The 12,402-nt window shown below is 62.0% G+C and carries 11 protein-coding genes; 10 read left to right on the top strand and 1 reads right to left on the bottom strand.

Going from position 1 to position 12,402, the window contains the following annotated elements:
• Nucleotides 1-43 precede the first annotated feature (43 nt).
• On the bottom strand, nt 44-511 hold the full coding sequence (locus tag ACI3KW_RS14365; protein WP_113123378.1) for an Lrp/AsnC family transcriptional regulator: 468 nt from the start codon (nt 509-511) through the stop codon (nt 44-46).
• A gap of 126 nt (nt 512-637) precedes the next feature.
• On the opposite strand from ACI3KW_RS14365, the gene ACI3KW_RS14360 reads away from it, so the two are divergent.
• From ACI3KW_RS14360 to ACI3KW_RS14315, 10 genes are all read left to right on the top strand, one after another.
• Complete coding sequence (locus ACI3KW_RS14360) at nt 638-1,861, top strand: argininosuccinate synthase (RefSeq protein WP_404848637.1); 1,224 nt, start codon at nt 638-640, stop codon at nt 1,859-1,861.
• 118 nt (nt 1,862-1,979) lie between these two features.
• The gene (locus tag ACI3KW_RS14355; RefSeq protein WP_404848636.1) at nt 1,980-4,121 is read left to right on the top strand and encodes a putative bifunctional diguanylate cyclase/phosphodiesterase; all 2,142 of its coding nucleotides are present in this window, start codon (nt 1,980-1,982) and stop codon (nt 4,119-4,121) included.
• A 238-nt stretch (nt 4,122-4,359) separates the two neighbouring features.
• Nucleotides 4,360-4,950, top strand: coding sequence for an RNA polymerase sigma factor (locus ACI3KW_RS14350; RefSeq protein WP_404848635.1), 591 nt, complete (start codon nt 4,360-4,362; stop codon nt 4,948-4,950).
• Nucleotides 4,951-4,987: 37 nt separating this feature from the next.
• Nucleotides 4,988-5,371, top strand: a complete 384-nt coding sequence (locus ACI3KW_RS14345; RefSeq protein WP_404848634.1) for a VOC family protein — start codon at nt 4,988-4,990, stop codon at nt 5,369-5,371.
• 213 nt (nt 5,372-5,584) lie between these two features.
• The gene (gene typA, locus ACI3KW_RS14340) at nt 5,585-7,399 is read left to right on the top strand and encodes a translational GTPase TypA (protein WP_262170995.1); all 1,815 of its coding nucleotides are present in this window, start codon (nt 5,585-5,587) and stop codon (nt 7,397-7,399) included.
• Nucleotides 7,400-7,517: 118 nt separating this feature from the next.
• Entirely contained in the window at nt 7,518-8,135 is a 618-nt protein-coding gene (locus ACI3KW_RS14335) for a DedA family protein (RefSeq protein ID WP_113124101.1), read from the top strand.
• 299 nt (nt 8,136-8,434) lie between these two features.
• Complete coding sequence (locus tag ACI3KW_RS14330; RefSeq protein ID WP_113124100.1) at nt 8,435-8,725, top strand: YggT family protein; 291 nt, start codon at nt 8,435-8,437, stop codon at nt 8,723-8,725.
• 5 nt (nt 8,726-8,730) lie between these two features.
• Nucleotides 8,731-9,048 (top strand): DUF167 family protein, encoded by a 318-nt coding sequence (locus ACI3KW_RS14325; protein WP_404848633.1) that lies wholly within the window; start codon nt 8,731-8,733, stop codon nt 9,046-9,048.
• A 170-nt stretch (nt 9,049-9,218) separates the two neighbouring features.
• The gene (locus ACI3KW_RS14320) at nt 9,219-11,360 is read left to right on the top strand and encodes a sodium-translocating pyrophosphatase (RefSeq protein ID WP_404848632.1); all 2,142 of its coding nucleotides are present in this window, start codon (nt 9,219-9,221) and stop codon (nt 11,358-11,360) included.
• A gap of 248 nt (nt 11,361-11,608) precedes the next feature.
• Nucleotides 11,609-11,896: a GIY-YIG nuclease family protein gene (locus ACI3KW_RS14315; RefSeq protein ID WP_404848631.1), complete on the top strand. Its 288-nt coding sequence runs from the start codon at nt 11,609-11,611 to the stop codon at nt 11,894-11,896.
• Nucleotides 11,897-12,402 lie beyond the last annotated feature (506 nt).

The raw sequence follows: 12,402 nt of genomic DNA, 5'->3' as shown, positions 1-12,402 counted from the left end.
AGCCATAGCCCGCCAGGCGTGGCGAAGCGAGCCTTCCGATGCATCACGCCAGTGGCAGTTCATAACTCCGCTTGATGGTTTCCATCGGCACGTCGGTCTTGACGCTTTGCACGCTGGGGATGCGCATCAGATAGTCGGACTGGAAGCGCCAATAGGCGTGTAGGTCCGCCGTGACGATGCGCATGATGGCGTCGCATTCCCCGGTGGTCAGGTAGCACTCCACCACTTCGGGATAGCTTCGCACCGTTTCGGCGAATTGGTGCGTGGTCTGGGCGTCCTGGGTCTTGAACCAGATGCGCGCGAAGACAGTCAGACCCAGGCCGATGGCAGGACCATTGAGCAGGGCGGTATATTGGTCGATGACGCCCCGGTCTTCCAGCAGTTTGACGCGGCGCAGGCAGGGCGAGGGCGACAGGCCCACTTCATTGGCCAGCTCGACATTGGACATGCGGGCATTGCGCTGCAATGCTCTCAGGATACGGCGATCGATGGCGTCGAGCGTTTCTGGCATGTCGTGCGCTGTTTCAATTATCTGGCGGGATAATATGCCACAAACTGCGCCAAACTTGCGATGATCGCAAGGATATTGCGCGGAGGGCGGTCTATTGTGTCGCTATCATACCGGGAGCGGAATTTCATGGCAAAAGACATCAAGAAGGTCGTGCTGGCCTATTCGGGCGGGCTCGATACCTCGATCATCCTCAAATGGCTGCAGGAGACCTATCAATGCGAGGTGGTGACCTTCACCGCCGATCTGGGCCAGGGCGAAGAGCTGGAACCGGCGCGCAAGAAGGCCGAGCTGATGGGGATCAAGGAAATCCACATCGAGGACCTGCGCGAGGAGTTCGTGCGGGATTTCGTGTTTCCGATGTTCCGCGCCAATACGGTCTATGAGGGCCAGTATCTGCTGGGCACTTCCATCGCCCGGCCGCTGATTGCCAAGCGCCTGGTGCAGATCGCCCAGGAAAGCGGCGCCGACGCCATTTCCCATGGCGCCACCGGCAAGGGCAATGATCAGGTGCGGTTCGAACTGACCGCCAATGCACTCGATCCTTCGATCAAGGTCATCGCGCCCTGGCGCGAATGGGATTTGCAGAGCCGCACGGCGCTGCTCAATTACGCCGAAAAGAACCAGATTCCGATCGCCAAGGACAAGCGCGGCGAGGCCCCGTTCTCGGTCGATGCCAATCTGCTGCACACCTCGTCCGAAGGCATGGTGCTGGAAGACCCCGCCGTGCCGGCGCCCGATTACGTCGCCCAGCGCACCGTCAATCCCGAAGACGCCCCCAACCAAGCCGAGATCATCACCATCGGCTATGAGAAGGGCGATCCGGTCTCGATCAATGGCGAAAAGCTCTCGCCGGCGAGCCTCCTCACCAAGCTCAATGAGCTGGGCGGCAAGCATGGCGTGGGCCGGCTCGATCTGGTGGAAAACCGTTTCGTCGGCATGAAATCGCGCGGGCTTTACGAAACCCCCGGCGGCACGATCATGCTGGTGGCCCATCGCGGCATTGAATCCATCACGCTCGACCGTGGGGAAGCCCATCTCAAGGATGAGCTGATGCCCAAATATGCCGAGCTGATCTACAATGGCTTCTGGTATGCGCCCGAGCGCGAAATGCTGCAGGCGCTGATCGACAAGAGCCAGGAATTCGTTACCGGCGAAGTCACCGTCAAGCTCTATAAGGGTTCGGCCAGCGTCATCGCGCGCACTTCGCCCTATTCGCTCTATTCGATGGATCTGGTCACCTTCGAAGAAGGCTCGGGCACCTATGACCATCACGATGCCGAAGGCTTCATCAAGCTCAACGGTCTGCGCCTCAAGACCTATGCGGCGCGCAATAAAAAAGCCGGCAAGTAGCTGATTCTCCTGCCGGGATCGCAAGGTCCCGGCAGGGCCTTAATGGCTCGTTAATGGGAAATCTCTAGCTTTCCCGCCAGCATGGATGCAGGTGCATCGGGCGGGGAGATATCGGCTGGTGCGAGCAGAAGACGCCGGCAGCTTGAGCGAGATGGCCGAGGCCCTGTTGCTCGATGCGGCCCTTGAAAACATTCCCTATGGTTTCTGCGTCTGGTCGCCGCAATTCCGGCTGGTGATGTGGAACAAGAACTGGCGCGATCTCTACGGCTTCCGCTTCGATCAGGTGCATCGGGGGATGAGCCTGGAAGAGGTGGTGGAATTGTCGGCCCAATTGGGCAATCACCGCGAACAGGGCGCCCAGGGCTTTTACGAGGCCTACACCGGCGAACTCCTGGCCAATCGCGGCGGCGCCCGCTACAAAAGCCAGGAAATGGTGCATGGCGGGCGGGTGATCGAAACCGCTCATGTCTATTCCGAAGCGCTGGGCTGGGTGGTGACGCATGAGGATGTCACCGACGAGATCGCCCGCACCGAAATCGTTGCCAAGCGCAAGCTGGAGCTCGAGCGGCAGAACATTCGGCTCGACGCGGCGGTCAACAATATTTCCCAGGGCCTGTGCATGTTCGACCCCAAGGGTCGTCTGGTCATCTGCAACCAGCCCTATATCAAGATCTACAATCTGCCCGAGCGCCTGCATAAGCCGGGCACCCAGCTCGAGGATATTCTGGGCCATCTGTTCGATGTGGGCATGAGCTCGTCGGGTACGCGCGAGGAATATATCGTGTGGCGGCGCGAGGTGATCGCCCGGCGCGAATATGGCAAGACCGTGCATGAGCTCAATGGCCGGGTCATCCTGATGCAGCACCATCCGATGAAGGATGGCGGCTGGGTGTCGACCCATGAAGACATTACCGAGCAACGCCAGACCGAGGCGCGCATCCGCCACCTGGCCCGCCACGATGCTCTGACAGACCTGCCCAATCGCATCGAATTCTTGGAACAGATGGCCAAGACCGAAGCGGGCCTCAGCCGTGGCGAAATGGCCGCCGTGCTGTATCTCGATCTCGATCACTTCAAGGCGGTCAATGACACTTTGGGCCATGCGGTGGGCGATGAAGTCATCAAGCAGGCCTCGGCACGGCTCTGGGGCACGACGCGCGAAACCGACCTGTTGGCCCGGTTGGGTGGCGATGAATTCGCCATTCTGATGCGCCCGGTCGAGAGTGCGAGCGACGCGGCACGGGTGGCCGACCGCATCATCAAGGCGATATCGGCGCCGATGAACATTGCCGGTCAGCAGATCGAGATCGGCGTCAGCATCGGCATCGCGCTGGGGCCGGGCGATGGCATCAAGACCGATACCTTGGTCAAGAATGCCGATCTGGCGCTCTACAAGGCCAAGAGCGAAGGCCGCTCGACCTATCACTTCTTTGAAGCCGGCATGGATGCCGAGCTGCAGCAGCGCCGCACCATCGAGGCGGGGTTGCGGCTGGCTTTGCAGCGCCAGGAATTGCGCCTGGTCTATCAGCCTTTGCTCGGCCTCAAGGAAAACCGGGTTACCTGTGTCGAGGCGCTGCTGCGCTGGGACCATGACGATCGCACGGTCTCGCCGGTGGAATTCATCCCCATTGCCGAGGAAACCGGGCTGATCGTGCCGATCGGCGAATGGGTGCTGCGCGAGGCCTGCAAGACAGCCGCCACCTGGCCGGGCGAAATCCGCGTGGCGGTCAATCTGTCGCCCGTGCAGTTCAAGAGCCGCGATCTGGTGGGCCTGGTCAAATCCGCGCTCAGCGATGCCCGGCTGCCCGCCACCCGGCTGGAACTTGAAATCACCGAAAGCCTGCTGCTGGCCGAAAGCGACAGCGTGCTCAAGGCGCTGCACGACCTGCGCGCCATGGGCGTGCGCATTTCCATGGATGATTTCGGCACCGGCTATTCCTCGCTGTCCTATCTGCGCAGCTTCCCCTTCGACAAAATCAAGATCGACCGCTCCTTCATGGCCGATCTCACCAGCCGCCAGGATAGCCAGGCCATTATCCGGGCGGTGATCGGCCTGGGCCAATCGCTGGGCATGTCGACCACCGCCGAGGGCGTCGAGACCGAAGAACAGCTCGCCATGGTGCGCGCGCAGGGCTGCTCGGAAGTGCAGGGCTTTCTGTTTTCGCCCCCCCTGCCGCCGACCGCCCTCTCCAGCCTGTTGCAGCGCGAAGCGGCGCAGGCAGAGGCCGAAGTGCTGGCTGAGCGGAAAAAGGCGTCTTAGGACGTCCTCCCTTCGGCTATTTGCACCAGAACCCGCCCTAGCCACGGTGTCACCCCGGCGCAGGCCGGGGCCCATCTCGAGATGGTGCCGGCGGCCGCCAGATCGCGGGTTGGAACATCCACCTGGCGGCGTAGGATATATCTCAGGATGGGCCCCGGCCTGCGCCGGGGTGACACCGCGTTTGTGGTGAGATCAGGCGTACCAATCGGCCTTGCCACCCCCACGCCAAGGAGACGCCATGCGGCCAAGCCATTACGCTCAATTGCTCGCCATTGCCCGCCGCGCCACCCTTCGGGCTGATGAAGCGGACGATCTGGTGCAGGATGCGCTGCTCGAAGCCGTGCGCAGCGGCCGTGCGATTGCCGGCCCGCAGGATGTCCGCTGGCTGGCCGGCATTATCCGCAACCGCGCCAAGCTCGCCGCAAGGGGCGCCAGCCGGCGAAGGCTGCGCGAGAGCCACTGGCATTCTCTACGGGTCGAGCCTGCGCCGCCTGCCGAACTACCCGACCTCACCACCACGCTTGCCACTCTGCCGCCAGCGCTCAAGGCCGTCGCAGCCCTGACCCTGTCGGGGCACAATCGCCGTGAAATCGCCTATCTGCTGAATCTCAGCGATACCGCCCTGCGCCAACGCATCACCGCGCTCAAGCGCCAGCTGAGTGCGCGCGGCGTTGTCATGCCCGAGGGCATGCCGGGGCTCAATCTCGATCTGGCCTATGGCCGCATTCGCGATGCTTTGCTGCCGGGCCTGTTGCGACAGGGCGGGATTTTCGCCAGCCACGATCCCGATGGGCATCTTTTTATCGTGCGGCGCTCACAAAACAGCTGAGCGCGGCAACAAGGCATATCAGCCACAGGAGGACGCCATGGCATTCAAGCCGAAATCGGCCAGCATCGTATTTTACGTTTCCGACATTGCCCGCACCGAGAGCTTCTACAATGACGTGTTCGGGCTCGAGCTCAAGCGCGAGGAAGGGGCCGAGCCGTTCTGGCTGTCCGGCCGGCTCGAAAACGGACTCGACCTGGTCTTCTTCCAGATGGATGGCAAGCGCGGCGATACGCCGGCTCTGGTGTTTGACGTCACCGAAGGCGGCATTGACGACGTGATTGCCGATCTCGTCGCCAAGGGGGTCACCATCGTCACCCCCGTCTCGGAGGCGCCGGGCGGCTGGAGCGCCGACTTTCTGGACCCCGATGGCTTTGGCCTGGGGCTCTGGCAATCGGAGGCGCTGCCGCGCTCGCTGAAGTAGTCCTGCGGGGCGGTCCTGGCCGCCCTGCAACCCACCTTTGCGTGTCGGGCGCTTGTCGGGCGGGCTCAAGTGCTGTAATAGCCGCGACAAATGCGCCAGCCTGCCCGAAAAATTGCGGCTGGCGTTCATGTTTCCGCATGATTTCAGCCAAGGCGCGCTCCGAAACACTTCCGGGGCCAATTTTTGGGATCATGCCAAAGAGGCCGATCCCTTATGAGCTTGCGCAATATCGCCATCATCGCCCACGTTGACCACGGCAAGACCACGCTGATCGACGTTCTGCTCAAGCAGTCCGGCTCGTTCCGCGAGAACGAACGCGTCGAAGAACGCGCCATGGATAGCAATGATATCGAGCGTGAGCGCGGTATCACCATCCTGGCCAAGGTCACCAGCCTGCTCTGGAAAGACACCCGCATCAATATCGTGGATACCCCCGGCCACGCCGACTTTGGCGGCGAAGTCGAGCGCATCCTCTCCATGGTCGATGGCGTGGTGATCCTGGTCGACGCGGCCGAAGGCCCGATGCCCCAGACCAAATTCGTGCTCGGCAAGGCGCTGGCGCAGGGCCTGCGCCCGATCGTGGCGATCAACAAGATCGACAAGTCCGACGAGCGGCACCTGGAAGTTCTCGAAGAAATCTTCGACCTCTTCATCGCGCTCGACGCCTCGCCCGAGCAGCTCGATTTCCCCGTGCTCTACGGTTCGGCCAAGCAGGGCTGGATGGCGCTGGAGCCCGAAGGTCCCAAGGAAGATCTGGGCCCGCTGCTCGACAAGGTCATCGAACACGTGCCGGAGCCGACCGTCGAAGAAGGCGCGTTCCGCATGCTGGTCACCACCATCGAGCGCAATCCCTTCCTGGGCCGTATCCTGACCGGCCGCATCACTTCGGGCAGTGTCCGTTCCAACGATCCGATCCACACGCTCAATCGTGAAGGCAAGGAAGTCGAAAAGGGCCGCGTCTCCAAGGTGCTGGCGTTCCGTGGCCTCGAGCGCACTCCGGTCGATGTCGGCGAAGCCGGCGATATCGTCGCTATTGCGGGCCTCGTCACCTCGACCGTGGCCGATACGCTGTGCGCCACTTCGGTGACCAAGCCCATCGCATCCAAGCCGATCGATCCCCCGACCCTGTCGGTGACCTTCCGCATCAATGACGGCCCGCTGGCCGGCCGCGAAGGCGACAAGGTGCAGTCCCGCGTCATCCGCGAGCGCCTGATGCGCGAAGCCGAAGGCAATGTCGCCATCAAGGTGACGCCCGGCGACGACAATGACTCCTACGACGTAGCCGGCCGCGGCGAATTGCAGCTGGCCGTGCTGATCGAAAACATGCGCCGCGAAGGGTTCGAGCTGACCATCGGCCGCCCCAAGGTGCTGATGCAGGATATCGATGGCGTCCGCCACGAGCCGATCGAAGAAGTCATCATCGACGTCGATGACGAGCATACCGGCACCGTGGTGCAGAAGCTCACCGAGCGTAAGGGCGAACTGACCGATATGCGTCCGTCCGGCGTTGGCCGCACCCGCATTCAGCTGCTGGTTCCGACCCGTTCGCTGATCGGCTATCAGCCCGAATTGCTCAGCGACACCCGTGGCACGGCGATCTTCAACCGCCTGTTCCACTCCTTCGTGCCCTTCAAGGGCGACCTGCCGACCCGCCGCACGGGCGTCTTGATCTCCAACGGCACCGGCCAGTCCGTCGCCTTCGCCCTGTGGAACCTCGAAGACCGCGGCCCGATCATGATCGACGCTGGCGTCGATATCTATGAAGGCATGATCATCGGCGAGCATTCCCGCGAGAATGACCTTGAGGTCAATGCGCTCAAGGGCAAGCAGCTGACCAATATCCGCACCACGTCCAAGGACGAAGCGGTGCGCCTGACCACGCCCAAGAAGCTCACCCTCGAACAATCGCTCGGCTATATCGCCGAAGACGAATATGTCGAGGTCACGCCCAAGTCGATCCGCCTGCGCAAGATCTGGCTCGATCCCAATGATCGCAAGCGCAATATGCGCGCCCAGAAATCGGCGTAAGCCGGGGTTAGGGTTTCGCCACTAGTTTTCCATCACGTCATTGCCCGGCTTGTCCGGGCAATCCATTTCTAGGGCCACCGCATCGGGTGGTGACGCTGGCGCGGCAAGGAGCATCCCCATGACCGATTGGATCATCCAGACCATTTCCCAATGGGGCTATGCCGGCATTTTCGCCGTGATGCTGGCCGAGTCGATCTTCCCGCCCATCCCGTCCGAATTGATCATCCCCTTTGCCGGCTTTGCCGCCGCCAATGGCGATCTCAACTTTTTTGGCGTGTTGATCGCGGCGACTGTCGGCGCGGTGGTGGGCATGCTGCCCTGGTATTATGCCGGCCGGCTGTTCGGGCTCGAGCGCGTGCGGCGCCTGGCCGACCGCTTCGGGCGCGTCATGACGCTCAATGCCGAAGAGATCGACGTGGCCGTCGACTGGTTCCACCGCTTTGGCCCCATCATCGTGCTGTTCGGCCGGCTGATGCCGCTGATCCGCACGCTGATTTCCATTCCCGCGGGCCTCGCCCGCATGCCGCTGCCGGTGTTCCTCCTCGCCTCGACATCAGGCGCGCTGATCTGGAACATCATCCTCACCTCCGCCGGCTACCTGCTGCATGAGCATTACGAACTGGTCGAGGTGATCCTTGATCCTCTCAGCTACATCGTGCTGGCCCTGGTGGTGCTGATCTACCTGGTGCGGCTGGTAATGTGGAAGCCGAGCAAGCCGCGTAGGCCAGCGGAATAGGCTTTCGCAAAACGCAACGCGCCTTGCATTCTGCAAGGCAGGCCCGCTCGCAAAATGCCAATCTTCACAAGAACTTAATCTCTGCCGCCCGGTTTGCCTGCCTCCCCGACTTGGCACGCTTGTTGCTAATATAGGGATGTCCGGAAGTTCCCATGTAATGCGTACCGGATGTCAGTCATGTGGGCCCCGCACCGTGCGACCGGTGCGGGGCTCTCATGTCTTTGGGAGCCGAGGCAATCACGCTCTTGTGGCAAGGCCGCATAGTCATTAGATAATTTGCCGACAAAAGGGAGACCGCTATGAAGGCCGTACTCGACGTGATCATGGTCATCCTCCAGCTCTACTGGTGGGTGTTGCTGGTCATGATCATCATGAGCTGGTTGATATCGTTCAACGTGATCAACACGCGCAATCAGTTCGTCGCTGCAGTTTGGCGCGTGGTCAACCAATTGACCGAACCTCTGCTCAACCCGATCCGGCGCTTTATGCCGAATTTTTCAGGGCTCGATATTTCTCCGATCATCCTGTTCCTGATCATATTCTTCATCCAGCAGCTTATCCTGCGCTACGGCTACGCCGCAGTGCCATAGGGTCTATGGATCGCCCGGTCTGCTATCGGCTCAGCCCCGCGGGGCTGAGCCTTTTTGTTCGCGTCACCCCCAATGCGGGCCGCGACGCCATCGAGGGCGTGGAACAACGCGACAATGGCAGCGCCGTGCTGCGGGTGCGGGTCAAGGCGGTGCCCGACAAGGGCAAGGCCAATGCAGCCGTGGTGGCGTTGCTCGCCAAGGCTTTGGGCGTGCCCAGATCGGCGGTGACAGTGGTGAGCGGCGAAACGGCGCGGCTCAAGACGCTGGCCGTGGCGGGCAACGGTGCCGCCTTGATCAGGGCGCTCGGGAATATTCCGTCCTAGCCGCCCGCCGCCGCTGCGGCAAATCATCGCAATATCCATTGCTTAACGCACAAATCCATCACATCATCGGACGCAGAAGGGTCACAGCGGAGGATGGGCTCGGCGCCGATTGGAGGATCGGCCCTGGTCCATGCTGGGTCCCTGGAGGAACACCGAGAGGGACTTAAGGAATGACTTTGGCTTTATGGCTGATCGTCGTCTGCGGCGGGCTCAGCATTGTTTATGGCGTGATCACCACCCAGGGGCTGCTGGCGGCCGATGCCGGTTCGGCCCGCATGCAGGAAATCTCGGCGGCCGTGCGCGAAGGCGCCTCGGCCTATCTCAAGCGGCAATATGCCACCATCGCAATTGTCGGCGTGGTCATCCTGATCGCCGCCTATTTCCTGCTCGGCATCTATGCCGCCATCGGCTTCCTGATCGGCGCGGTGCTGTCGGGCGCAGCCGGTTTTATCGGCATGAATGTGTCGGTGCGCGCCAATGTGCGCGTCGCCCAGGCGGCCACCACCTCGCTCGCCCGCGGGCTTGATCTGGCCTTCAAATCGGGCGCGGTCACCGGCATGCTGGTGGCGGGCTTGGGCCTGCTCGGAATCACCCTTTATTTCATCGTCCTCACCGGCATGGGCTTTGCCCCCACCAGCCGCACCGTCATCGATGCCCTGGTGGCGCTCAGCTTCGGCGCCTCGCTGATTTCCATCTTCGCCCGTCTGGGCGGCGGCATTTTCACCAAGGGCGCCGATGTGGGCGGCGACATGGTGGGCAAGGTCGAAGCCGGCATTCCCGAGGATGATCCGCGCAACCCCGCCACCATTGCCGACAATGTGGGCGACAATGTCGGGGACTGCGCCGGCATGGCGGCGGATCTGTTCGAAACCTATGTGGTGACCATCGTTGCCACCATGGTGCTGGCCGCCATCATCCTGCCCGAGCAGTGGAAGCTGGCCGGCATGGTGCTGCCCTTGGCCATTGGCGGCGCCTGTGTCGTCACCTCGATCATCGGCACCTATTTCGTCAAGCTGGGTGCCTCCAACAATATTATGGGCGCGCTCTACAAGGGCGTCATCGCCACCGGCGTGCTCTCGCTGATCGCGCTGCTCCCCGTGCTCTGGCTGATCTTTGGCGATCTCAACGTGGCCATCGAAGCCAGTGACAAGACCTTCACCCCGATGAGCCTGTTCTGGTGCGGCGCGGCGGGCCTGGTCATTACCGGGCTGATCATCGTCATCACCGAATATTACACCGGCACCAATCGGCGCCCGGTCAATTCCATCGCCGAAGCCTCGGTCACCGGCCACGGCACCAATGTCATCCAGGGCCTGGCCGTGTCGCTGGAATCCACGGCTCTACCGGCTCTGGTGATCATTGCCGGCATTATCGTCACCTACAATCTGGCTGGCCTGTTCGGCATCGCCTTTGCCGTGGCCACCATGCTGGCTCTGGCCGGCATTATCGTGGCGCTCGACGCCTTCGGCCCCGTCACCGACAATGCCGGCGGCATCGCCGAAATGGCCGGGCTCGACAAGGCCGTTCGCCACAATACCGACGCGCTCGACGCGGTGGGCAATACCACCAAGGCCGTCACCAAGGGCTACGCCATCGGTTCGGCGGGCCTGGGGGCTCTGGTCCTCTTCGCCGCCTATACGCAGGATCTGATCTATTTCGCCAATCTCCCCGATGCCCCGGCCATCTTCCAGGGCATGGGCACGCTCAGCTTCTCGCTGGCCGATCCCTATGTCGTGGTCGGCCTGCTGTTCGGTGGGCTCTTGCCGTTCCTCTTTGGTGGCATGAGCATGACCGCGGTGGGCCGCGCCGCCCAATCGGTGGTGGTCGAAGTGCGCCGCCAGTTCAAGGAACGGCCGGGCATCATGGCCGGCACCGAAAAGCCCGATTATGGCCGGGCCGTCGATATGCTGACCAAGGCCGCGATCAAGGAAATGATCGTGCCCTCGCTGCTGCCGGTGCTCAGCCCCATCGTGGTGTTCTTCGTGATCTACTGGATCGCGGGCGCCGCCGCGGGCTTCTCGGCCCTGGGCGCCATGCTGATGGGCGTCATCGTCACCGGCCTCTTCGTCGCCATCTCCATGACCGCCGGCGGCGGCGCCTGGGACAATGCCAAGAAGAGCTTCGAAGACGGCTTCACCGACAGCCACGGCGTCGTCCACCACAAGGGCGGCGACGCCCACAAAGCCTCCGTCACCGGCGACACCGTCGGCGACCCCTACAAGGACACGGCTGGTCCTGCGGTGAACCCGATGATCAAGATCACCAACATCGTGGCGCTGTTGCTGTTGGCGGTGCTGGCGCATCTGGGGTGAGGCATCGAAACGTCGCCACCGGGCTAGCCCGGTGGCAGGTGTTTTGTAGCGCAATGATTGCCGACATGGTCACGAGGGGCGAACCGGAGGGAATCGGCGGCCGCTGCTGACTTTACGCTTCGATTTCAACTACGCCCGTTCAATACACAAAATGTGGTGCGATCGGCTTTGCAGCCCCAAAGTTGGAAGAACCCACCGGCCGTCATCCTCGGGCTTGACCCGAGGACGCTATACTTCAAGATGCCGACATGGGCTTCTATATCTACATCCTTGCCGACATGCGGCGCGGGCGCACTTATATTGGCGTCACCAATGACCTTGTGCGTCGTGTCTATGAGCACCGCGAAAGTTTGGCTGAAGGCTACACCAAAGCTAATTGCATTAAGCGGCTGGTCTATTTCGAAGAGTTTGGCGAGATTAGTATGGCGATCCAGCGCGAGACCTCATTGAGGCGTTGGTACAGAAGTTGGAAGATCGAGCTGATTGAGAAGAGCAATCCGGACTGGCGTGATCTTTGGGACGAGATCGTCAAGTGAAGAGCCCTCGGGTCAGGCCCGAGGGTGACACGGGGTGGGGTCGGGCTATCAGCTCTCTGTCTCGGCCCGTTCAACTTACCCCCAAATCAACGGCAGGAAGCCGAAAGCCGACCGCGCTGGCCGCCGCATTTCCGGCCGATGGCCTTCAGTATAGATTCCGGCCTGCGCCGGAATGATATTGTGGTTGATTGAGCGAGCCCGGTTCATCCCCAATCTCTCCTTCCCACCGCTCTCCCTCGGGCTCGACCGGAGGGCCACTCGCCGCTTGCGCCAGATTGAGAAAGGCCCTCGGGTCGAGCCCGAGGGAGGTGCGGTGATATTGGGAGCAATGCACCAACTCGCCCCCCACCCACGGTGTCATTCCCGCGAAAGCGGGAACCTCCGTTTAGGGGTGCTGAAAGAAAGCAAACAGAGGTCCCCGCTTTCGCGGGGATGACATTGTGGCTGGAGACAGCAAAGAGCTCACTTATCCCTCTTATCCCCCACCCCATCCCCCTCCCGCATAC

This window comes from Devosia sp. ZW T5_3, from assembly GCF_044987315.1.
Taxonomy (GTDB): Bacteria; Pseudomonadota; Alphaproteobacteria; order Rhizobiales; family Devosiaceae; genus Devosia.
This window is presented reverse-complemented; position numbering and strand designations above follow the sequence as displayed.